We start from the raw sequence: 25530 nt of genomic DNA on the forward strand, positions 1-25530 counted from the left end.
GTGCTCATTCTAAAATTATCATGCATCAATCCACTTGCAGTATGCATGTGAATTCTTTTCTCTTTTATTCTGTCAAAGCGTTTTGTACCAAAGTAAGTTTGTCCCGACCGACCTGTAAATAGTTTACAATCGCTCATTACTAATCCGGCTTTTAAAGCCATCTTATGGTAAGCGTATTCAATATTGGCAATCTCTTTAGGATCAGACGACGATGGAAATTTAATAAGCCAATCTTCAAAACCATCTGCCAGCTTTTGTTGACCATGCATTAATTCTTTGGTGACATTATTATACCCAACAAATATTTTAGGACGTGCACCCCCTGAAGAACCACCTAAAGTAAAAAGCTCGTCTATTATATCCGAATCGCTTCCTCTTAAGATTTGATCCATCTCCCTGGCTATCATATCCAGTTCTATTTCAGATGAAATTGCAACATCTTCATCATACTTTGGTTTGTAACACAAAGCTCCCATCCCCTTATCACCAACGTAAGCTAATCGATCCAATGGAGTTATATTTTGCATACTTACTCCCTTCGATGCAAGGGAACGATCTAACAACAACCTTCCCCAACCATCAGGTAACGAATCATTAAACACACCATACAGCCCATCAAAGGGTTCTGAGCCGGCGAAATTGATTTCATTATTATAAGGCAGCTTAATTGGTGAAATATTAAGACCACATTTGAGAAAATCAGCATTATAGCGAAAGTAGATTGTTCGGTTATCCCTTACCATTTCTCCTACCTCATGACCTTGACCTTCAAGCTCCAAAGACACTAAAATATTGTTGATATTTTCCATAACAATTTCTTTACCTACTATTTAGTTGAGAAAAGATGCTCAATATTGCCTAAATCTTCTTTGGATTGAAAAACTGACTTAAAATCGTCTAATCGATCAAGAAGGTGAGCTAACTTAAGCAATGAATCCAGAGATATTTGTCCGGTAGTTTCAAAACGCTTTAAACTACCTAAAGAGACACCAGATCTCTCTGCCATATCTGATTGAGATAATTTTAATTGTTTACGTAAGGCTTTGTGGCGTTTAGCCAGTTCCTTACCAATTTCATGAGGTGTTGGGTTAATCGAATACATATAATACCACCTAATAAGAAAATATAAAATCAGGTATTATGCCGAACTATTAATGATTAATTCTAAGATTCAACTTCATTATCATTAAAGAATCGGTATAGCTAATATATTAGTCAAATATAGCTATTTTTTTATAATATAGCCAATATATTAACCACCATATTACAGGATGACATTTATTAGGTACATTATATCAGTTGGAGGCCTGTGGTCCTAAACTAAAAATTTCCTTTTTAGAATTACTTGAATTTCATCAGTTCTTTCAACCGAAGTGCTCAGCACTCCAGTTGAAAAAAATCTAATATAACTCAGTTGGGGTGCTGAGCACCTCAACTAAAAAACTATTTTCATTAGATCAAATCTAATCTTATTGATCACATTTCTATTTACTAATACAACGAATTCACCTGTTTTTGAAGATTATTATTGGAAAAATGAAATGTTAATATGGGTAAAAACATTTCGTTTTGCTTTTTATGTATGTCACATTTTTTACCAGTTGAAACGTGACATATCGATTATGCTGTTGTAACAAAAAAAAACCAATTAAATTCAGTTGGAGTACTGAGCACTACATCTCAAAATATGTCTTTTAGCATCACCCGAGCTCTTCAAATTTAATTAATATAGAGGAATTTAATAACAGGCCTCAATTACAATCATTGATTTGATATCTTTAGTTAACAGTTATTTAAATAGTAAAATCCTGATATCATGAAAAACTTTATAGAAGAATTACCTGAGCAGATAAACATTACAGTTACAAAACAAGACTTAATTGAGTTCGCAGAAGCGATAATAAGAAACTATCAACAAAACCAATCTCCACATAATTTAAAGGATAATGAAACCGGAAAAAGTATCTTAAATGTTAGTGAGGCATCAGAATTAATCGGATTATCCAAATCAACAATTTATGGAAAGGTATGTCATGGTGAAATACCTCATTATAAAAAAGGCAAACGTTTATACTTTAAAACCGAAGAGTTAGAAGAATGGCTAACCGAAACCAAAGGGTATTATAGAAAAGATATAGAAAGAGCTGCTTCTGATTATATCTTGAGAAATCCTCGTAAGTTCTAATCCCCCTACGGCAGATTAAACTCATTATTTTAAGACTCCATTTTCGATAGATATTATTTTCTTTGTATTGATTAGCTATCTAAAACTTAATGAGCAATATAGATCATCATATAGAACTGATTCAACAACTCTTTAGATGTCGCAAAGATGTCTTTGCTATCCGTTGGGAGAAAGGAAGTAAGAAAGGTTATATGCCTGCATACAGCTACGATCCTTATATTTACAAACAACATAAAATAAGCGGTGGTACTTTGTCAAACTTTAAAGACAAGGTTAGAAAACCCCTCACATCCAACGAAATTAAACTACATCTTGAAGGAAAACATTTTATTGGCATCTATCCTCTTTTGGAAGATAATAGTTCTTGGTTTATTGTTGCAGATTTTGATAAAGAAAACTGGAAGGAAGAATGCATACTCTTTCAAAAAAAATGTAATGAATATAGCATTCCTTCATACATAGAACGTTCACGTTCCAGTAAAGGTGCTCATGTCTGGATCTTTTTCGAGAAACCACTACCCGCAATAGAAACAAGAAAAGTATTTTTAGCATTACTAAAAGAATGTGGTATTATTTCCGAATTTGATAAATTCTCAAGCTTTGACAGACTATTCCCTAACCAGGATTACCTTTCCGGTAAAGGTTTTGGCAATTTAATTGCTCTTCCATTTAACAAACTCACTTTAGAACAGGGGAATAATTGTTTTATAAATGCATCAAGCTTTAATGCATTTGAAAATCAGTGGCGGTTCTTAGAGATAGTTAAACGTCTATCTTCTGAAAAATTCTACCAAATATTATCAAAATACAACTTTAGAGAAGCTTCTGTTCCATCAACAATACAAGTAACTAAGGGCAAATTAATCATTGCTGTAAGAAATAAAATCATTCTGAACAGATCGGGAATTAACAGGAATCTGATTAACTTTTTAAAGGAGGAATTAAATTTTACAAATACAGAGTATTTTATAAAGAAAAAGATCGGTAAGAGCACACATAATATTGAGCCGTATTTCAATTTTATCGAAGAAAGTGATGATAAAGTCTTAATACCTCGTGGTATGGCAGGAAAACTAATTGCTTTTTGCAACAAGGAAAATATTGATTTTGAATTCATTGACGAACGAAATAAGCTCAAAGAAATATCCTACACTTGTAATATTCAATTAAGAGAACACCAAAAACACGCCATTGAAGCTACATCTAAAAAAGACTTTGGAATCATCGTTTCTCCTCCTGGTAGTGGTAAAACCATTATTGGTTTAAAATTGATTTCAAAAAAGAAACAACCAGCATTAATTGTGGTACATAGGAAGCAAATTGCAGATCAATGGATTGATATAATTCAATCATTCCTTGGAATCCCAAAAAACAAAATTGGCACTATCGGACAAGGTAAACTAAAAATTGGAGAAGCAATAACAGTAGCAATGATTCAATCTCTTGCAAAGAAACTTGATAAAGTGGATTCTAATGATTTATTAAATACTTTTGGAACAATCATAATTGACGAATGCCACCACATTCCTGCCAAGTCTTTTGCCGATACCATCAATAAATTAAACACCTGTTATTTGTATGGATTAACCGCTACACCTTTTAGAAAGCATACTGAGGATAAACTAATATCCATACATTTAGGCAATACTATATGTGAAGTTGAACTCAATGAGGTTAATAATACTCAGCAACCAAGAATAATTATTAGAAATACAGAACTTGATGTTCCTTTTAATTCAAAGACAGATCCTTTTGAAACCCTCTCTCAAATTCTCATACATGATTTAGCCAGGAACACTCTAATAATTAACGATGTTAAAGCTGAATTGAACAATGGGAATAAGTGTGTTATCATTACTGAACGGAAAGAGCATATCAATACCATAAACCAGATCCTTAAACAACAATGCGAAACAGTTACGCTAAGTGGAGAAGACTCTACAACTTCTAAGAACCACAAATGGCAAGTATTAAATGACGGTAATTATGACGTTTTAATAACTACAGGACAATTCTTTGGAGAAGGAAGCGATATTCAAAATGTTTCCAGGTTATTCCTTGCTTATCCTTTCTCCTTTAAAGGTAAATTAATCCAGTATATTGGTCGTGTTCAACGATCGGAAATAACTCCAACCATCTATGATTACAGGGATTATAAAAATGAGTACCTGAATAAGATGTTCCTTAAAAGAAATGCGCATTACAGAAAGCTTGAAAAGCTACGTTCTCTATTTGATGATATAGATAATCAACAAGATCCCCAACCTACAGTTAATGAAATAAGAGAAAAGGTAAAACTCAAATTTGATGATTTAGAATTTCATTATGGTTGTGTTCTTTTTAACTATGTTGACAAAGAAACAGGGGAGCTCATTGAATTTTCAATTGATAATGATACTATAAGGCCGGAATTCACTATCCTAAAATCATATTTTGCCAAGCAGTTAAATATCAAAATATTGAAGCTGATATTTATGCTGAGTTTAAAGATGGTAGATTAATTGCCCAGGATGCCACATCAACACATATTGACCGAATTACCTCAGAAATAATAGACAGTGTTAAGTTTCAATTCTTAAACAAGAATATATTGGGTTCAAAGCCCACCAAACCAAATATTGTTGATTTAACTGACCTTCAAGAAGGAAATAACTTATACCATTCTGAAGATGAGTTAATCATTGAGATACTTAAAGATGAATCTGTTAAACATTACAGACAAATTAAATACTTGTTAAATCACCATCTTTCTAATATCCTAAAAATTAGATTTATTCTATCTCCCTTTTCCTTTGTATTCCTGCTAAAAGGCGTAGAAAAATATCACATAATTGCAGAAACATTAAATACGGAAGAAGCTACCTATATTTGGCATATTGACAAAGACAATTTAAATGAACGTCTCAACTCAATTAATAAAGACTTAAACATCATCCGCAATAAAGGCCGCCAGTTCTTTATTGAACATCAACCGGAAAATTTCGACAGGATATTCCATGATTATTCAGATGATAAAAAGGGATTTATAACTTGGAAGGGACAATTGGAAGAGAGGTTGTTGTAATCTATAAGTTTTTTTATCCTATTATTAGTATTTTTGATTAGCACACAATTGCACACATTGCTAATCGATACCTGAATGAAGATTCCTATAGAAGAAATTATAAAAAGCATTTCGGATCAGTTAAGATCTCTACAACAAGATATAAAGAAACGTTATTCAATAGGCGACACATCAATAGCCTGGATAGCGGAACTGCATATACAACAACTACTAAACATTGTATTTGAAGCAGAATATAAACTTTATAATCTTAATTATAAGAAACCAAATTACCCATCTGTTGATTTAGCGGATTCTATCAACGGAATTGCCTGGCAAATCACAATAACTAACGACAAGAAAGGAGTAAAAAACAAAATTAATCATACACTTGAAACCTTCTTTAAGAATAGATACAAAGATGAATATCCGGACCTAAGGAACATTAACAAACTTCATCTTTTTATTGCCACAGGCATACCTCCCGAATTAACTGATAATGACATTCCTCTAAATGTTAATACAGAAAAAGGACAAATAGATATTGATAAAAGCTTGTTTAATTACAAGCACATTTGGGATTTCGATAAACTAATTGACAAAATACTCCAAATCGACAACACCATAACTCTTACAAAAATAGAACAAGCTATAACTGGCATAATAAACCGTCCACATCAGTATCCTTATTCTTTTAATCTAGACTTTATACCCAGGACTATTTCATCCAGTATTGAGTATAGAAAAGATTTTACATTAGAGTGTTTTAATGATAAAACGAAACACATTGCTATACTAGCAAACGCTGGTGAAGGAAAAACAACCTTTATAGATCATTTAGCAAACCAACTTGCTCTTGATGAAAATGTATTATGTATCAAAGTTCGACTTATTGCATACGTCAACAGTCTAACAGAGCTAATTAATACGGAATGCAAAAATTGGAAATACTGTTACAAAAGCATTAAGCTTGTTATAATTTTTGACGGCTTAGACGAGGTTGACAATAGTCAGTTCGACAAAGTCTACAAGGAAATTAATAACTTTATTAAGAGTAATCCCAATATCAACGTAATTACCTCATGTAGAACAAACTTCTTCCCTTTAGAAGTTAATGATGATCATAATAACGACTTTCCATCCAAAATATATTTCCTTGATAGAATTTCTGAAGACAACAGAGTTGATTTTATAAGATACAAACTTGGGGCAGATACTGAAGTTTTTTTATCTACCCTTACTAATTCAGGCCTTAAGACCTTAATTGAAACACCATTTTTCTTAGTAGAACTGCTTACATTATACTTAAGTGATAAAATACTACCAGAATCCAGAGTTGACTTTTTACAGAAGCTAGTTAAAAGGCAATTCTTATATGAAAACCAAAAGGTTGGCACAATAAAAAGCTTCATAAAAAACAATAAGGCTAAAATTGATAATGAATTTAAAAAGCTAGCTTTCTTTATGCAATATTCAGGAGTTAATAAACTCAAAGATGAAGAATTACAAGAATTAATCCCTGAAACTCTGCTTCTAGATTCCTTAAAGCGTATACTGCTAGAACCTATCAACGAAACCTGTGATACATGGCGTTTTAAGCACAACAACTTCATGGAATATTACGCTGCGTTGTGTCTTAAAGAGGTAGATTGGAATACACTTAAGTCGACAATTCTAATTCCAAGGCATCACAAACTACGCCCCAGATGGTTAAACACCGTATCATTCTATTTTACACTAGCTGACGAAGATGACTTAAGCTTCAAAGAACTTTCAGAGTGGCTAATACGGCATGATAATAGTTCATTAGTAAAATTTGAAGCTGACAAAATACCGTGTTCAGCAAAAACTTCCGTTCTTCAAAAACTAATCGATAAGCATAAAGGTGACAATTTAAGGATTTGGGGTGATGGATATACGATCAATGACCTTGCACGCTTTATTGACATCAATAATAACAATAATGCTCTTGAACTTTTATTGTCATATCTAAAACCTGATGATATTTGTGAAGATCTTAAGATAGATATCATAGAAATTGTTAATACCAGAGATAACATATCTCCTTATAAAACAACTATTACGGATCTATACTCATCACTATATCCCGTATTCTACAAAACATCAATTGGTTCTCGAATTATTGAAGGGTTACATAAGTGGAAGATATATAATTCCAACATAACTAATAACCTCACAAAAAACACGTTAGACCTTAAAGCAGTAAGTAGTCTATCCATTCTTATTGATTATCTGGGTGATGTAAAAAAATATACTTTAAGCGCCACTTTCTTAATCAATACATTGGATGCTGTTTTAAATGAAAATTCCTTGGGTACAGTTTACTATTATCCTAAATTGATTAAGCAGGTCAAATCTGCAACTCTTTTTAATGAATTCCTTCTTAAGCTAATGGAATTTAAGAATGAGCGATCAGAATATAAAATATGGGATAAAGAAGAAAATTGGAAAGACCTATTTAGCGTCATTAACGAGAAGGCATTTGAATTATTTGAAAATGAGAAAGATTATCAAAACACTTATATCAATCTCATAAATTATTTAGGAAGTAAACTAAGTTATTTTAGTAAAGATTTATCCCAGATTCTGCATCTAAAACCGTACCTAATTAGGTTAAATGATAACGATAACTTATTTGAACTCCATCTGAGAGAAGCAGCCAATAGTAATGAATGGGATAAATCACATTTTTGTATTCCCGCCATGCTTTATGAACCGGAGAGAATCACAAGTGTTTTTGACCTTTACGACTCTAAAGGCATAGATGACTGGAAAATATATAGGTTTGGTAATGCTTTAAGATCATTCGATCAAGATATGTATGATCAATTTTACTCTTCATTAAATGTCAGGTACAACAATGCTTTTGTTCCTAAACCTGATCCCTGGAAAGTACAAAGGAAAGAGAAGAGGAAGCTTAAATTGGAATTACTACTTGACAAACAAAGATTTATTACCTATTTGAAACAAGTTTTTAATGACTTTCATGATCCGATTACTTATGATGCCATTCACCAAATGGAATACTATGATTACGAAAGACCTATAGCTCCACACCTTGAAATAATATTAAACCTTCTTAGGGATTTTATTAAAAAAGATAGTTCAGAAAAAAAAGATCATATCCTCTCTACTATCGAAAAAGAAGAAAATTGGAAGTGGTATCAACTAAATTATTACTTCAACTGTGCTATAAACTCATCAAAAAATAAAATTCCAAAAGAAAATCTGGATTGGATTATAACATGGTGTAATGAAACGGAAAAAAATGTCAATTTCGATAATCCAATAACATGGCATGAAAATCAAAGTTATTCTATTAACAACTTATTTCAATATTATGTAGTATTAACGATATTCACAAGAATACCACCAACAAGCACTTTAAATTGCAACAAACTAGTAAGATTTATTGGGTACTTCAATGAATTTGCTCTTAGAAATAACAGAGAAGAAAAACACTCTTTAAGCATGTTTCTAATCAATGAGTTAGGGGATATCTCTTTTAATGAACAGCTATTAGCTAATTTCAAGGCCGGAATTTATGACTCAATTAGCCTACAAGAGTATATTAAATATCTGGAAGATCATTCCGAGATTATAGATATAGATGCCTTATTACCTTATTTAACAACTTCAAAAGTTGAATACTACTTAAGAAATCGAGTATTCAAACTCTATATTAATCAGGGAGGCATATACAACCAGGATATCTTAGGGTATTTAAATTTGATTCAACTTAACAATCAAATTGATTGGGAGGTTGTTGATTTTATTACGCAGTCAAACCCTTCGGCTGTAACACAATGGCTTAAGAATAAAATGATGGAACTTGAAATGGATATTAACCATGTAACTATAAGATTACTTCCTTACGAACCGGAGGAAGCATTAAGTATGTACCTGGAAGAATTCAAAAAGAGACAAACAGCATTAAGTGATAGATTTCATGAGAACGGCAATTTTTTAGAACAATTAAAAGTCAAGGAAATAAATCCAAGTTTATTATACGATTTTCTATGTGAACTTCTCATTATCAGTGTTGGAAAGAAGTTCAAAAACAATGATCGAAGTAATTTTATTCCAAGCATTTTTAATCGCTTTTTTGACCTATTCAAAGAAGGATTAATAGATGACTTAATCTTAAAAATAGAAGAATTGCTTACTTCTGTTAAGAAAGATGGTCAAAATGAAGAAAATAAAAAGAACATCATCTATTGGCACAAGGATTTTACAAAAAAATGCCACATAGAGCTTGACAAAAAAGTAAGTTTTAGAAGAGCACACCGAGATTTAAAACAGCTATTACCAGAGCTATATACTACAAAGTCACTTTAGCATAACTCCACAGTATAGTATATAAGCGATTGATCTCATTCATAATCTTGTATCAACTTAACAGTTTCCTTCAACAACATGATCTTATCATCATCCTCTCTTCCGTTAATAACCCTTTTAGCTTGTAGATACATCTTTATATTATTAGCATTCAAATAGAATCTATACTCTGGAAAAGTGGCTTTTAAAGAAGTTAAGATATATTTCCTTAAATATGGTTTATACATCGGTACTTCCAATTCTAAGTTACCTGAAAACAACAACGTAAAATCTTTAATAGGAAAATGCTGCGCAACAATACTATAACTATCAATCTTAAATTCATAACCAGGGAACAAAATATTTAGCTGCTCAACGATTTGAACATTTTTCTTATAACATTCTTCTTCATACTTCTTTTGATCTGCAAAATAATCCCCTCTTCTGCTACCTAGATTTTTTCCTATCTCGACGTATTGACCAAGTTTCTTCAAAGCAGTGCTAAACGCAATACGATGATATTACCCCGAACAATATTAAAACAAGATTTAGCTAAAAAACTATACCCACAAAGTTCAAATACAACTTCTGCCATGCAATTATTAAGGAAAGAAATAAAACAATCACCGGAATTAACTTCCAAACTCGATTTATTAGCCAGAAATAGGAGAGCCCATTATTATACACTCAAAGAGTTGGAGGTTATTCTGGAACATTTTTGTATTAGTCAGGAAGAGTTTGAGAGGCTTTAAGACCGGATTGGGGCTGCTCAGGTTTCTATAATTAGTTCCTTTTCATAACCATTATATTTCTCATCAATATACCCATGTGGATTACAGATGACTTCAGTTTCATCAATCTTGTATCTCACAGGTGTATGCACGTGGCCATGAATCCAATACTGAGGTTTTTGCTCAATAATAAAATCCTCTAAATTGGAAGCATATGCAGAAGACACCGGATCTTCCTTATATGGATCTGGCACTGACTTTATGCTTGGAGCATGGTGCGTTACTACAATGTTTGTAACTGTTTTAGATTCAACTAAACTTTTTTTAAGCCATGATATGGATTGATTATGAAGATGAAAAGTATCTATGGTTCTTAGACGTGAATATGAATGATCTCTTCTTATTTTCTTATAATCATTCATCTTCTCCTGACAAATGATTCCATATTTCATTGGATTACCGAATATTGAAAAATCAGTCCAAAGGGTAGCTCCATGGAATGTTATACCATCAATCTCTATCGATTCGTTTTCTAACACATGAATATTTGTTCCTTTCCCAACTTCTTTAATCTTTAGCAATGTTTTAGGGTAAGATCCCTTATAGTATTCATGATTACCCAATACATATATAACTGGTTTATTGGGTATTTCTTTCACCATCCAATTTATTCCTTTTACTCCAAGATTGATATCACCAGCAAACACAACAATGTCAGCATTGTCAAAACTAAATTGATTAAACCCAAACTCTTGATGTATATCGCTAATGATCTGTATTTTCATCTGTTAAATATATCTTCATTTATCAGATGCCTGCCTGTCGGCAGACAGGGAACTCTCTATGAATTTTAATTATTCTAATGTATGCAATTTAGAATACAAAATTCATGTTCGTTTCATTCTATAATTGCATTGACAATACCCATTCGGGTATAATGATCACTATAAATGTTGATATTATACCCTAAGTGGTATAGTTTATTTTATTTTAAACCTTCTTGCACTAATCCTCCCAAAAACTTAGCAAAATAGGTAATATCGCCATGAACACTTGCTTGCTCCAATGCTGCCATATAAGTTTCTCTTTGAGCGAGAGGAACAACAGTCCAAGAATAACCTCCGGAAGCCAGCATCACATTAAACAGAAAACGCCCAATACGGCCATTCCCATCCATATAAGGATGGATAAATACGAATAAAAAATGCCCCAAAACAGCTCGAACTCCAGCATGTGTTTCTTCTCTAATCAAGTCAAATAAAACAGGCATAGCATCCCGAACCGCATCCGGATTAAGTGGTGTATGCATTGATCCCTTAATATAAACCTGAGCGGAACGATAACCAGCTAAATCACCTGCTTTTAAAAGACCAGCTGTAACACTTGGAGCAAACAACTCCCTGTACCAATCCCCATGATTATCATCTGCGACTTCTCCTGCATTCTCACCTTCTAATATTGACTTTATGCTTTCTTTAACCAACTGGAATGCTTGATAATACCCTCTTGCAGCCATTGCATTTCTAGCCTCTTGATCTACTTCATTATCTTTAGGATTCCAATTGCCACTTTTCACTTTCTCAATTAGTTCAGAAGTAACCCGATACCCTTCTATTGATAGGGAATTATATGCATCATCCACATAGTTGTCTTCTACCTCTTTTAAATAAGCCTTAATATCAGATGGCAATTCTTTTGGTGCAGGAAAGTTACTAACTACTACTTCTCTCATATTGTGCCACATTAAACGCATCCGATTTGCATAAGGAGAAGCATCTCTCGTACTCAGCTTAATAGCAAATTGTTCAGTAAAAGGATCGTTCTCACGTACATCATATCCTGCTGATTTCATTGTTTTAAGAATATTATCAGCCAATTTTTTATTACCTATATTTCTAAGTGCCCCTGCTAAACGGCCTGAAACCACACTATGCCCACCATTAAGTAACTTTTCGAGCAAAAAAGAACCGTCTTTAACCATAGCAAGGCAAGCCCTGGCATCTGTTGCATATCTGGTAAAAAAGTCCTCTCCAACAGCAACAAGACCATCCTCCAGACTATAAAGTTGTAATCCATCTTTGGTTATACGTGATTCTTCATCAACAATTTTTAGTTTGTTATCCAGAATTGAAGTGCCATGAAGTAACTGTACTATATTATTGTTGGCTTTTGGAGAACGAACCAAAAGCTGAGTTGGGATAATGGTGTTGCCACTATGCAAAAGCAAAGACTGTTCGGCAGAAAGGCACCAATCATTACCAAAACGTGAATTCACATATACAGAAACAAATCTCCAGAAGGACATATACCATGATGTTGTATCTCCTTCTCGTTCATCAGGCCGAGTTGAAATATACCACCCTTTAATTACTTCCTTAATAAAGCCATTGTCTTTCAATAGCTTTTTATGCGGAGCTGGCAGATCATCTGCATTTATTATAATAACATCATTATCTTGCTGTAACTCTTGTAATGCTTCCAAAGCTTTCGCAAGCTTCTCTTGTGGTGTTGCCATGATTTCCTTTACTTAAAACCTGTATTATTTTTAGTATTTGTCCATGTATCATATTTAGTATATGTACACGTATTGAATTTAGTAAATACAAATGTAGTAAAATTAGTTTATAACCACGTGCCACTTTTAGTATATAACCACACATATCTAATATTCAAATAAATACAAAAGATATCATCTTTACAGAAAGATCCTTAAATGTGGTCTACACAAGGTAATCCGGAGTGTAATTAACTGATTGAATATCTGCCTTGATAAACTTCAACTCCGGTAAAACAATCTTTATTTCATTCTCCAACTCTTCTTTCTTCCAGTACACTATATAATTTATTACCGATTCTTTAAGCTTATAGCCCCTATTCTGGTAGTTGCTTATTATTTCATTATACCTACTTGAAAATTTCAGGATACAGTTTCCATTTTCGTCAAAGCAACCATCGTTATTAACCATTAGTATATCACCACTTTTTAAGTTAGCAATTAATTTCTGACGGGAAATAAAATAATCGAGCCAAATATCTTTATGAGAAAGCTGAATTACCAATAAATTCGAAGGCTCGTATTGTGAGTTATTATTTATTCGTTCTAAATTTTGACAAGCAATATCGTCAAGGTAGTTACCATTTATGTGAATCGTCAGGTTTTGTTTTGCCCTGGTCATAGCAACATATAACTCACGTTTCTTTGCATCACAATCCGGATTAAACCCATTCAGCATTAAAAACACATTATCAAACTCTTTACCTTTCGCTTTATGAATGGTGGATACAAAAATCGTTTCTCCATTTGTGCTCACAAAGTCTTCAAGCTTAGACTCCCTAACAAAAACTTCAAAATCAGATTGATATTTCTTTTTCGGGTTGCTTAATTCAAAATCCTTAATCAGGTTAATGCATATATCAATTTTAGTGCTTTCCTTATATTTGTTCCAAAGTTTACGCTTTGCGGCTTTCCAATCTTCTTCAGTAATGGTATACTTTTCCTCAGCAAAACTAAGTTGCTCAATAAAATATCGTACTTCTACTAAATTATATAAGCTAAATCCTTCATTGGTTTGAATTAACTTAGCCTGTAAACCTCCATGAATCAAGAGACCTGTGATTTGTAAGGCTTCAGAATTTGTATGCGTCAATACACAAGTTGTTCCGATTAAATCTGATGACAGGATGTTTCTAACAACAGGCTCTATAAGATTCGAAGCTGAGTACTTAATTAACTTAACCTGCCCTGTCTCATTTGTATGGGGAACGATTGGAGTTTCTTTAAGGCGGTGAGTAATCTTATCGACAAACTGATTTGTGAATTCTACAAGGTTAGCTTTACTTCTATAGTTTTCAATCAGTTCAACTTTTTTGGCTTTTTGTTCTGAAATAAATTGTTCCAGATACTGAGAGCTTGCTCCTCTGAACTCATAAATATTCTGGTCATCATCGCCAACAGCAATCACCCTCATTTCTTCATTGTGTTCCATTAAGGCCTTTATAAGCTCAAACTCATGAATATCCATATCCTGAGCTTCATCGATAACAAGAACAGTCTTCGTGATTCGGTTTTGTTCAATATCTTTATTTTGGATTTTCTCGACAGTCTTATTAATGATTGTTTGCGATTTTTCAATTGTGCCAACCTTTCCCAATAAATCGAAGCAATATGCATGAAAGGTTTTTATTTCAATAAATGCAGCTGCATTCCCAATTAACTCAAATAAGCGTTTTTTAAACTCAGTAGCTGCAGCCCTTGAAAAGGTAACCATTAACAATTGCTCATGTTTAACATCTTCCATCAACAATAAGGAAGCTAGTTTGTGAACCAACACTCTTGTTTTTCCGCTACCGGGACCAGCAGCCACTGCAATATAAGGTGACTCGTTATCTTTAATGATACCTAACTGAGCAGGCGACAGCTCTCCAAATAACTGTCTGAATTTTGAGGGAGTAATATTTCTTTTTATTTCATCCTTTCTGCTCCCTTTAAAGTACTTATTCAGAAATGAAGCATAGTTAAGCTGAAAATAGTCTTCAACAAACTGTAACGCTTCCTTATAGTCCCGAATCATTTTTTTAGCATACTCACCTACTATATGAATCTGCTGAACTTTGTTTTCATAAAACTGATTTAACTTCCTGTAATCATCAACTTTATACCGTTTTTTATTGTCCTGCTCCAGCCGTTCAATACTTAACTTATTATAAACAACAAGAAACCCACCTTCAATCTTTATAGCATCAATTCTTGATAAATAAAACAACGCATCTTCTACATCTGCCAACGAGACATTAAGTTTAAACAGAGCATTTTGGTTGTCGTATTCCTTTTTCAACTCATGAACAGAGAACTCTACTAATATTTGTTCTTTATTTTTATCTGCAAGGGTAAGCTTTTCATTACTCTTCAAATACAGATATTCAACAATAAAGCTGGCTAACTCGTGCCGTTTTTCTAATTTCTTTTTTAGTTCCGATTCTGAATAGTTCGATAAAATTGTCAGGTGGTTCTTTGAATAATCGTGTTGCTTACGTTTTAACCAATTCTTTATTACCCAGAAGTTAATAATGGTTTTAATCTTATTGGGTGACACATCAGAACATCCACTTTCTTCAGCCTGTTCATTTAGCTCTTTAAGATGAAATGACTTTTCCTGTTCTTCAAACTGAGTTACTAAAAACTTCTCTATTCTACTAATAGAATTGACAATACTTAACGAACGGTTTTTATTTTCTCCACACTTAATAAAGGCTGTTAAATCTTTTGTGTCGGCAAGTATTTTTTCTTCCCGCAACAAGTTAACTACATTTATGACTTCTTCCTTAACAATACCCAGGTGATCTGAAATATAATCTATTCTTGATTCTGCAGCTTCATCTGTTGCTTGCTTTCTATTTTTACTGGAAAACAGTTTTTTAATGATCCGGACAGCATGTTCCTTTTGCCTATCATTAAACTTTTCAGATAAATTAATCTTCTCAATAGCTTCCTGGACATTCTTTGACAGGATACTATTGGCAAAAATTCTTGGCATATTTTGCCCACGTTTTAGATATCCTGCTTCTTCCAGCGCAGATATGGCAGTAGTTACTCTTGTCTCTATTTCCACCACATTATCATCCCATCCGGCCTTTCTTGCGATTTCTAATGCTGAATTAGATACATTTAGCCTAAATCGGGTAATGTCTTTTATAGCCTTCCAGATTTGCTGAATCTCTTTTATATTCAACTTGGTCTGATTGAGCAGGATAAAATGCTTACTCAAATCTTCCTCATTGAAAAGAACATAACAATCAGCGGTTATATTCTCATCTCTACCTGCTCGGCCAGCTTCCTGCACATAATTTTCCAGAGAATCAGACAATTCATAATGAATCACCATTCCCACATCCTTTTTATCAACTCCCATCCCAAAAGCAGAAGTGGCAACCATCACATCAACATCTCCACGAATAAATGCATCCTGGTTTTCCGATTTTTCCTGTTTGTCCATTTTGCCATGATATGGCTTTGCTAAATACCCGTCATTGGATAACCTTTCTGCAATCTGATATGATCTTTTTGTCCGGGATACATAAATTATGGTTGGACAGTTTTTTCCATCAATCAAGTTGCGTAATGTGTCGTATTTATCCTCTTCGTTTTCTTTTGGGATTACCTTATAACTTAAATTTGTACGGGATGCTTTTGAACTAAAAGTTTCTAATCTCAGCGATAATTTTTCTAAAAAATAATCCTTTATATCCTGGATTACATTTTGTTTTGCCGTTGCCGTAAAGCAAGAAACCGGAATGCTACTTTCAAGATTCTTCTTTTCCTGCAATGACTTTATGAAATCTCCAATATAGAGGTAATCAACTCTAAAATCCTGCCCCCATGAAGAAAAACAGTGCGCCTCGTCAATTACAAATCTTACTATATTTCTTCCAAGCAGCAAACGTTCAATTGACCTAGACCGAAGCGACTCAGGTGAAATATATAGAATTGAAGCAGATCCGCTTTCAACTCTTTCGAAAGATTTTGCCCTTTCTATAGGATCAAGTAACCCATTAATAGTAACAGCTTCCGTTATATTTGAACCTTCCAGATTATCTACCTGGTCTTTCATTAAAGACTGTAGAGGTGAAATAACTACCGTTAAGCCCTTAACACTTTCACCACTCATAAGTGCCGGTACCTGAAAAGTTATTGACTTACCTCCTCCGGTAGGAAAAACCGCCAAGATAGATTTATTGCTAATGGCAGCATTAACCGCTTGCTCTTGCAATGCTTTTCCTCCATAAGTCCTGTATGTGTCAAATCCAAAATATTTCTTTAATCCACCTTTTGCATCTAACACCTTATCGCAATATCCGCACCCTCCCAAACATGGATTGTTTCTGAGCAAAAACATAACTCTTTCGACCTCTGAATAATTCTTAATTACCCACGGTGGTGTTATTGAGTACCTACTATTCGTATTTATTAAAGCTAAACAATAAGCTAATTCTATCGGTGTTTGAAGCACCAATTTTTCTAAATCAACATCTTGACAGATCTTATCTTCAAATCGTTTCTTGATTAAGCTGAAGATATCATCATTAAAAATTGAATAACCTACAAAATCAAAAAATGATGAAAACTCCCTTTTATCCGCAAGTAGCGCATAATAAATCTGTTTTAAATCATCATCAATAACGTGAAATGCTGATAATTCATCATTAAACAGATCTTTAGCTTTAATAGCATCGTTTAATGGATTATTTAACTCTTCTGTTTGTAGTTTATCATCCTTTAGTAGAGCATGGTAAGGTTTAGTTGGAAATAATAGAGGTGATAAGAATAATGTGTCAATAGCGTTAATTCCAGTTAGATTCTGATTGATCGCTTTCTCTATATATGGCAAATCATGGTTAATGATATTATGACCACATACATACTCTTTATTCTTTATGAAATTTACCAGTTCCGAAATAGAGCTCGAATGCAATGTTAATCCGTTCCCATTAGTACCACCTGCACCAAGTATCTTTTTACTCTTAACATCTATTTCGGTATCTATAAAAACGATATTATTCATTGTTCTTCTTCTGAGCTCTAATTAAATTATATTAATCCGTTTCATAAATTTTAAATCTTACTCTATCTATCACTTACATTAATTTCTTGTCACATATTTAGTAATTTTTTGTGACATATATAACACCTATTGATATTTAGATATACTATCTCATTTGACATATTAAGGATAATTACAGAGAAATATTATTTATCATTAGTATTAAAAATGCCAATATTATAGTAGTCTAACTACGGATATGAAGACATAATTAAACCTAAACCTACTACTAACTTTAATTAAAGTAGACCATTTTATATTTGAAATTTGGCTTAAACAACGGCCAGTTTTTTAAATAAAAAACTGGACAAAAAATCCATTTTTAGGTTCGGTTCCTTTTTGCTATTTTGGGAGGGAAATGAGTTCATTAAATCGCATTTTGTCCAAGTACTCATCTTCATTATGGGAAATGCCGATACTCAATCACAGAGCTATCTTTTATAGCTCTGTGATTGGTAATCGGTATAAAACGGGCATTTTTACACTATTTTGGTGGACTTACAGAGGACTTTAAAAATTAAATTCGTAAAATATTGATAATTGGGCACTTAAAGCAAATTTTCAGTTCCCTCTCTCTCCGCTTATGCCCGTCGAAGCAGTTCACTGCGAAGGCGGGCTTTTTTATTTTATCTAACTTTCTTTCAGAAAATCACCCATAAAAAAAGCACATAGTCAAAAATTTAACCATGTGCTTTTATACAAAATATAATATTATAAACCGAAGTTATCTTTTTACCAACTTAACAGGATTTTCACCATAAACCTTTAAAATATAAATACCGTTAGAAAGTTCCTCTACATTTATATTTTGTGATTCAGAAACCAAACCTTTTTTTACATCACTACCCGACAAGTTACATATAGTATACATTTTTTCGCCAATAAAACCTTTAACCTGAATATAATTTTTAAAGGGGTTTGGAAATACCGACAACGGGATATTCTTTACACTTTCATTAGATGAAGTAATGTAATCATTATCATTTACCCAATTAGATGTTGATCCTGATAAATCAAAATTTATAAGTACTCCATTGTTCCCGGATACTAGCTCTGTGGCCGTTGTAACACTCTCATTGTCGCCCCCCGCATTACCTTCATTAAAATTAAAGTAAGTCACTAAGTTTTCTTCATTACCAACCAACTCTATATTCATATTATTGCTAATCTCTGTTTGTGTTCTGATATCACTCCAAATCCTTACTTCATCAATCACACTACAAGAGTAGCTTCCTCCATCACCAACCCAGGCACCTATCGTTAATGGAACAGATATATTATCCGCCACAGAACCTGTTGATGCAGATGTTGCCACTTGTGCTCCATTAATATACATGATATGACTCCCTGATGAATAAGTAATCGCCAAATGAATCCAGGTATTTTCTCCTGGCGAAACAGAACTTGTCAATACAGTTTTTGTACTTCCACTATAATAGGGCCTCCAAATTACATTCGCACTATTGGGGTTGGCTCCATTTAACGCAATTATTTGATTACTGAAATCACTATTATTCTGACGCGCTAACACTGCCCCGTATGCTCCGCTATAACCCAGATCCTGAGTTGTTCCAACCCATTTTACCCACATTTCAATAGTTCCTGTCTGCAGGTTATTTACGCCCCCTCCATCAGGGACAGAAACATAATCGTTAACACCGTCAAAACTTAGTGCATTTTGTGCATTTAGCGCTACAACGCAAAATATAATATAAACAAGTAGTAAAATTTTCTTCATATGTATGGTTTTAGTTATTTTAAACAGCCCAAAACTAATAAAATTATTGTTTTAAACAGAATTTACTTATAACAATGAGGCCACTGTAAAACAGGGTGTTTTCAGGCCTGTTTTACTTTATCAAAATAATCCATCAATTGACAAAACCTACCATTATCAATGGTAGTATCAAACCAAAATAGCCACCCCCTCCCCCACATCTTTGAGTGGTACTTCCCCCCAACTGGGGAAATTGATTCCAGAACGCACATCATTTAAAAAAATGAATTCATATCAGAAATAGATTGTTCAGTTATCCCTTACAATTTCTCCTACCTCATAACTTTGACCTTCAAGCTCCAAAGTCTCTAAAATATTTTTGATGATTTCCTTTGTTGTTTCTTTATATAAGTTTTTGACCCCTTAATGTCCCCTTCATAAAAAAAACATAACTATCTGAAAATGTATTAGTTTAATTAAAACAATTCGTTTTTACAGATCTCAAATGTCCCGTTTATTCATTTGAGATTAAATACCTATTGCATCGTGTTCTATACACTCATCAATAATTTTGCTTGTTTCCAATTCTCTTAAAAATTCTATAGAATCTATCCTACAACAAGTTTTCATGGAATAGCTGGTGTACATTTTCAAGTAATTCATTCTTTTATTATTGTTTTCATTAATTCTGCTAAAGTAACAGAGAATGGCAATGCAGAAGCTCTTCCTTGTCTGAATTTTTCAAGCTTTGTTATATCCCATTTCTGATTCTTTAATTCTTCTTCAGTTATTTCATGAATCTTATAGACTAAGTAATAATTTTGAGTTGGTTCTGATGGATAACCTTTATCAATTAATGTTTGTTTAGAAAATACTCGTGGACCAGTTTCTATAACTTTTACTAATCTACCTGTTTTTGTTTCACCTGCTGCATGTAACAATAAATATTTAGCTCCAGATTCTCCCGGACCTAATCTTAATGATCCCCTATTACAGTCTGCTCTGGCATTGTATAATCCACTATGGAGAATCCATTCAAGATTATCTTTTTTATAGAAACCAACAAGAACATAGGTATCACCAGGAATCAAGCTTCTGTTTTTACCATATGTTTCTGGTAAGGCTTCGTTTACTTCGTCATCTTTTTGTGGCTTATTTCTATAAACATCATACGTGCGATAAGCAATCTTTTCTCGCTGAGATGCCCTGTTTACAAAATGCTGAATGACCTCGAGTATAAATTCCTTAAGTTCATTAATTCCATCGTCTGTTTTTGATGGACGGACAGGAAAAGCTCCTAAACCCGGGATAATTTCATGAAAACCTTTTTTCTTTACAGAAGTGTCTCCCGGATATAATACGTATGCACCGCCAGTTCTGCGAATAGCATCTTTATAGGCATGCATTTTCAATAAATCGGCATTTTTGTATACCCCTTTTCGATTTTCGTTTTTCTCTGTATCTATATCTACTTCTGATTCTTTACTAAGTATATCAGTTAGATTTGCAATTTTATACTTAGCGTCAAAATGAATATGAACAATGAGTTCTTGAACTTCAGCATCTTTCTCAGAGATTCCATGTGGCCAAAATGACAAAGTATAATCTGGGCGCATTGTTGTTGTCCAACTGCCTGAATGAGGGTAATCTTTTTGTCCGCTAAACGACCGATTATAATTAAACCTAATATTTAATTTACGAGTTCCAGTATTAAAAATTCCTCTCAATGCAGTGTGGTTACCTTGTTTGAGCTGAAGATTTAGTCCATCTGAAGTTTCTTTTATAAGCTCTGAAATATCTTTGTGTTCAATATCAAATACTGACTTAAACAAATCCAACAATTTGAAGAATAACCAATATTCATATAAAGTGGCAATATCCTTTTTACCTCCTTTGTAGATGTCATCTCCACCTTTCCAGACAAGCTTTGCCGCAAGATCAAACATCAGCCATACTCGCAAAACTTCACGATAACCTTCTTTCCGCTGTAGAACAGGGCTGTTTAGTCTTAACGTTTCGGGGCGTGAAATCTCCTTAAAAATCGAATGATGTAAAAAGGATTCTAATGCTTTCTCCAGCAGGTCAGATTCCAACCATAGTTTGGACTCTTTTCTTGCCTTTTTATTAATGTCAGAAACGAACTTTAAAAAACTTTCCAAAGCAAATTTTACAAATCTGTTTTCGGGAGTATCTACTGTATCCGTTTTTCTGACTGCAGTAATCTTATCGGGCAAGCTTTTTAATCCATAATTATGTAGATAATGATTATCAGGCAAATGCGTTCGTTTACTTCCAGTAATAAGCTCTTTTATGTTAGAGTTCTTAAAACGTCTGATATTTCTGACATCTTTCTGTTCTGATGTTTCCTTCCATTTTGTTACTGGTGATGAGACAATTCGATGTACAGATTCTGCAAATTCATCAGTTGCAACAATAGATTTTATAAAGGCAAATTTCTGATAAAGAGTTTCGTTGTCCTTTTCAAAATCTGTCTCAAAATTATGCGTTACGGGAGAATTGGCTTGCATAAGCAAGTCAGTACATTTTTCTGTTATTAATTCAAGCATATCGCGGTAATCATCACGATAATCGGCTTTAACAGACCGCACTTCAACATTTACGTAACCAACTTCTTTATCCTTTTTTAATACAGTTAAAGTTAATGTTCCTACATAGATATTGGGAGAAATTAATCCAAGATATCTTTTTCTTGAATGAGGTTGTACTATATGGTCTTTTGCCAGCGAAAAATCATCCTTATTCAACTCATAATCATACGAAAAACCTTCAACTAATTGGTATTCTGCCTCTCCGTTCTCTAAAGCATCAGATGATAGGAATAAAGTATTTTCAACTTTAGCATCTATGGCAAGTTGCAGACCTTCTTCAATATGGTCAAGATTGATATTTACAAACGATTTTACTTCCATTATTTAAGCCTCTGCATAACTGGCAAAGCCATTTTCAATTGCGCCATTGTACATACGAGTTATTTTTTCAAGGGATATTGGATATCGAACCCCATTTTCTATATTAAATTCGAAATCCTCATTTTTAAAAATATCTTTTTCTATGTTTTTAATGATTGTGTCATCCACACAAAAGCTTCCTAATGTTAGTAGTACCGGACAAAGTTTGCGACGTGAGCCATGTAGTTTTGGCAAAAGCTTCTGCATTATAGCAATATCAAGTTTTTCCTCTAAACTTAATTTGTCATCAATAACATTAAGTTGATTAATCAAACGTATTATTTCTGTTGCACTTCTGTAGCCAAATTCAGCACCTGTCTTTTTTAATTGTTCAAAGAAACTTACTAGAGTTTTATGTGTTTCAGCTATGTCCTCCTCATCAAACTTTTTATTTTCAGCCAAATTAAGGAAACTTTGTGCCATTGACGCTCCATGAGTTTTCAGTTTCTCCATATCAATTGTTTGTTGATTGGCAAAGAAATTTTCAATTTCACCTTTTGTAACACGGAATTCAATTGCGTTAGCACGGTCTAATACTTTGGGGCTAAACATATAAGTTGTTTCATCAATATTGACTGTTCCTATTATAAATAAATTTGATGGTAATGTAAGCTTTGCAGGAACACCATTGTTAACCGTTCCTTCTGCAAAAAGTGAAATTTCTCCTTTTGATTCCATTACACTTAAAAAGTCAGCAAAATAACGTTCCACATGACTTAGATTCATTTCGTCTAAAATCAGAAAGTGCGGTAATTCGGGATGATTATTCGCATTAATTATTACATTCAGCGCTCCATTATCGGGCTTAACGTATTCATCTGTTTTTAATGCATTAGGATAACCTAATAATGGTTCTCTGTTTGTCCAGTCTGCTCCAACAGGAACAATACAGTATTGACTTTCGTTCTGACTAATCCATTGAACGAAGGCTTGTGCGAGTTTGGTTTTTCCTGAACCGGATAGTCCAGAGAGGATTACAAAAGGTTTAGTTATAAGGGATGAGATAAAACGTGTTACTAATTTAGGATTTAACAATAAACCGGCATTTTGTAAACAATCAATAAAAGATTGTCTTTCAAATGGTCCCGATACTTTCTTTTCTATTTCTGTCTTCTCCGTATTATTCAAATAAAATTCAACTAACTTATTTAAATCGTTATCTATTATTTTATCATCGGGCAAATCATCTACATTATATACTTTATAAATAAATGAAGCACCATACCGATTAGGCTTACCAAACTCATTTTCTTCAAAGTATCTAGAAATTGTTTTAGGATTTTTAATCTCCCAGCTATCTAATGGTTTATTTGTTTCACTTACTCCATACGCTAAAATTAACTTATTAATATCCTTATAAAAAAGATAAACAGGATAAATACCTTTACTTGTAGTATTGGGGTGTTTTAAAAGTGAAATCCAAGGTATTTTTGCTTGATTACCTTGCCCAAAACTTATTTTACATTCTAATCCTTTAATTTTCTTTGGGTATTTAGATGTTTTTAACTCTCCTGTTTTAGCTTGTTCAAAAAACATCATTAATGTAGGATATACACTGTCTTTTCTATATATTTTAAATCCATATTTATGAAGTAATTTAAAGCATTCTGTATTCTCTCCTCCCTCAAACTTATCACGCTCTAGTTCATTTCCATTTCTATAAATATTTGCATAAGAAACAATTAATTTTGGAGGTAATAACTTGTTTTTATAAAATACATCATATGTGCTTGAATGAGCTTTAGAAGGTATACCCTCGTTTATAATTTTTTCAGCTCCATTTATTAAATCTTCTTGTGTAATGTTTTGAGGTATATTCATAAATAGTTATTTATCTCTTATTGAAATCATTAAATCCTGTGTGTCTAATATCTTGGTAATTTTAGTACGTTCTTTGAGTTCGGATTATTAACATTCTAGCTCATAAACACATACCTGATTACTTTGCCATAATTAGTACGCAACCAAATTTACTCTTCAATTAATCAACATAACAAATTGACAATCAGACATAGACATTTGCAGTTCATATTTTTTTAAGAGCCATAAAGATAGCAATTATGTCAAATAAATATTCAAATGATTGTATTAAAAGTCAAAATACCAACATTTCTATTTGATAAAAGTGGGACTAACCACCACCCCCCATTCTCCACCAATCCTTTTCCCCTCCTATGGTATACCAAGCATATGACGTCGTACTTACTATGGTTTTACTATGCCTGTTTTATGGTATTTCTTCGGTTCCTTAGAAGCAATGCCTAAGCAAAGAATGTGCATAGTCAACACAACCACAATACAACCACAATACAAAGAAATAGCAATAAACATGCATAGGATTAGCAATGACTATGCATAGAAATAGCAAAGCCATAGCATAGAAATGCAAAGCCATAGCAAAGAAATGCATAAAAAACACCGAAAAACGACAAAACCGTGAATATTTTTGGCTAAAAACGCGATTTTGATGAATATTTTTGTCGTTTTTAGCGATTTTCGTGAATATCAGCCCTTTTTTACACCTTTTCGGCTCAAACCCGATTCTACCCAAAAATCATTCTACCTCATTAACAACACGTTACAAGCGAAAAAAGTTACTGTAAAATTACAGTAATTTTTTTGCATTACTCTGCACGCTACTTTAGCACTATACAAATTAGTTGAAAGTTAAAAGTTGAAATTTAAAAGTGATTTACAGCTTGTAGAGAAGTATTATTAATGGTTATGGTGCGGTAGGATTCAGCTTTATAGTTTAATGACTGTTGACTAATGACCATTGACAAATAACTAGTTAACTAAAAATTCGGCCGATATATGTTTAACCCAACCTCTTTTAAAACCTGATCAATTTTAAGGAGGTTACAAAAACAGAAAGATGCATGAACTTAAAAATTTCGCCATCGGTTCACTGGGTACTTTAGGAGTGATGGAAGCAGCAGATGCTCAAAT

General features: G+C 33.1%; 14 protein-coding genes. 5 read left to right on the forward strand and 9 right to left on the reverse strand.

Features of this window, described 5'->3' with window-relative positions; all coding sequences use genetic code 11:
* Both OM074_RS19195 and OM074_RS19200 read right to left on the reverse strand, forming a co-directional pair.
* Positions 1-809, reverse strand: an 809-nt coding sequence (locus OM074_RS19195) for a type II toxin-antitoxin system HipA family toxin (RefSeq protein WP_301202225.1), incomplete at its 3' end; no start/stop codon positions are given.
* Positions 810-826: 17 nt separating this feature from the next.
* Positions 827-1102, reverse strand: coding sequence for a helix-turn-helix domain-containing protein (locus tag OM074_RS19200; RefSeq protein ID WP_301202226.1), 276 nt, complete (start codon positions 1100-1102; stop codon positions 827-829).
* A 714-nt stretch (positions 1103-1816) separates the two neighbouring features.
* On the opposite strand from OM074_RS19200, the gene OM074_RS19205 reads away from it, so the two are divergent.
* From OM074_RS19205 to OM074_RS19220, 4 genes are all read left to right on the forward strand, one after another.
* On the forward strand, positions 1817-2185 hold the full coding sequence (locus OM074_RS19205; RefSeq protein WP_301202227.1) for a helix-turn-helix domain-containing protein: 369 nt from the start codon (positions 1817-1819) through the stop codon (positions 2183-2185).
* Between the two features lie 89 nt (positions 2186-2274).
* The gene (locus OM074_RS19210) at positions 2275-4686 is read left to right on the forward strand and encodes a DEAD/DEAH box helicase (RefSeq protein ID WP_301202228.1); all 2412 of its coding nucleotides are present in this window, start codon (positions 2275-2277) and stop codon (positions 4684-4686) included.
* An 89-nt stretch (positions 4687-4775) separates the two neighbouring features.
* Positions 4776-5249, forward strand: a complete 474-nt coding sequence (locus OM074_RS19215; RefSeq protein ID WP_301202230.1) for a hypothetical protein — start codon at positions 4776-4778, stop codon at positions 5247-5249.
* 75 nt (positions 5250-5324) lie between these two features.
* Positions 5325-9587 (forward strand): SMEK domain-containing protein, encoded by a 4263-nt coding sequence (locus OM074_RS19220; protein ID WP_301202231.1) that lies wholly within the window; start codon positions 5325-5327, stop codon positions 9585-9587.
* A gap of 35 nt (positions 9588-9622) precedes the next feature.
* Here OM074_RS19220 and OM074_RS19225 read toward each other — a convergent pair whose 3' ends face one another.
* Positions 9623-10060, reverse strand: a complete 438-nt coding sequence (locus OM074_RS19225) for a hypothetical protein (RefSeq protein WP_301202232.1) — start codon at positions 10058-10060, stop codon at positions 9623-9625.
* A gap of 21 nt (positions 10061-10081) precedes the next feature.
* Between OM074_RS19225 and OM074_RS19230 the strand changes: the two genes are divergently transcribed.
* A complete protein-coding gene (locus OM074_RS19230; RefSeq protein ID WP_301202233.1) occupies positions 10082-10318 on the forward strand; it encodes a DUF4248 domain-containing protein in 237 nt (78 codons plus the stop codon).
* A 17-nt stretch (positions 10319-10335) separates the two neighbouring features.
* Here the strand turns inward: OM074_RS19230 and OM074_RS19235 are convergent, their stop codons facing one another.
* From OM074_RS19235 to OM074_RS19260, 6 genes are all read right to left on the reverse strand, one after another.
* Entirely contained in the window at positions 10336-11082 is a 747-nt protein-coding gene (locus OM074_RS19235) for a metallophosphoesterase (RefSeq protein WP_301202234.1), read from the reverse strand.
* Positions 11083-11282: 200 nt separating this feature from the next.
* Positions 11283-12812 (reverse strand): Fic family protein, encoded by a 1530-nt coding sequence (locus OM074_RS19240; protein WP_301202235.1) that lies wholly within the window; start codon positions 12810-12812, stop codon positions 11283-11285.
* Between the two features lie 205 nt (positions 12813-13017).
* Positions 13018-17856 carry a RecQ family ATP-dependent DNA helicase gene (locus tag OM074_RS19245; RefSeq protein WP_301202236.1) on the reverse strand — a complete coding sequence of 1613 codons (4839 nt, stop codon included), beginning with the start codon at positions 17854-17856 and terminating at the stop codon, positions 13018-13020.
* A 763-nt stretch (positions 17857-18619) separates the two neighbouring features.
* The gene (locus OM074_RS19250) at positions 18620-19633 is read right to left on the reverse strand and encodes a LamG-like jellyroll fold domain-containing protein (protein ID WP_301202237.1); all 1014 of its coding nucleotides are present in this window, start codon (positions 19631-19633) and stop codon (positions 18620-18622) included.
* Positions 19634-20271: 638 nt separating this feature from the next.
* Entirely contained in the window at positions 20272-22542 is a 2271-nt protein-coding gene (locus OM074_RS19255) for a DUF2357 domain-containing protein (RefSeq protein WP_301202238.1), read from the reverse strand.
* 3 nt (positions 22543-22545) lie between these two features.
* The gene (locus OM074_RS19260; RefSeq protein WP_301202239.1) at positions 22546-24402 is read right to left on the reverse strand and encodes an MrcB family domain-containing protein; all 1857 of its coding nucleotides are present in this window, start codon (positions 24400-24402) and stop codon (positions 22546-22548) included.
* Positions 24403-25530 lie beyond the last annotated feature (1128 nt).

Origin of the sequence: Plebeiibacterium marinum, assembly GCF_026013615.1 — a bacterium.
Taxonomy (GTDB): Bacteria; Bacteroidota; Bacteroidia; order Bacteroidales; family Marinilabiliaceae; genus Saccharicrinis; species Saccharicrinis marinus_A.

Bases quoted from the DNA above. Each gene is read 5' to 3' on its own strand.
- OM074_RS19200 (WP_301202226.1), bottom strand. From the start codon at position 1,102: ATGTATTCGATTAACCCAACACCTCATGAAATTGGTAAGGAACTGGCT.
- OM074_RS19205 (WP_301202227.1), top strand. From the start codon at position 1,817: ATGAAAAACTTTATAGAAGAATTACCTGAGCAGATAAACATTACAGTT.
- OM074_RS19210 (WP_301202228.1), top strand. From the start codon at position 2,275: ATGAGCAATATAGATCATCATATAGAACTGATTCAACAACTCTTTAGA.
- OM074_RS19220 (WP_301202231.1), top strand. From the start codon at position 5,325: ATGAAGATTCCTATAGAAGAAATTATAAAAAGCATTTCGGATCAGTTA.
- OM074_RS19230 (WP_301202233.1), top strand. From the start codon at position 10,082: ATGATATTACCCCGAACAATATTAAAACAAGATTTAGCTAAAAAACTA.
- OM074_RS19235 (WP_301202234.1), bottom strand. From the start codon at position 11,082: ATGAAAATACAGATCATTAGCGATATACATCAAGAGTTTGGGTTTAAT.
- OM074_RS19240 (WP_301202235.1), bottom strand. From the start codon at position 12,812: ATGGCAACACCACAAGAGAAGCTTGCGAAAGCTTTGGAAGCATTACAA.
- OM074_RS19245 (WP_301202236.1), bottom strand. From the start codon at position 17,856: ATGAATAATATCGTTTTTATAGATACCGAAATAGATGTTAAGAGTAAA.
- OM074_RS19250 (WP_301202237.1), bottom strand. From the start codon at position 19,633: ATGAAGAAAATTTTACTACTTGTTTATATTATATTTTGCGTTGTAGCG.
- OM074_RS19255 (WP_301202238.1), bottom strand. From the start codon at position 22,542: ATGGAAGTAAAATCGTTTGTAAATATCAATCTTGACCATATTGAAGAA.
- OM074_RS19260 (WP_301202239.1), bottom strand. From the start codon at position 24,402: ATGAATATACCTCAAAACATTACACAAGAAGATTTAATAAATGGAGCT.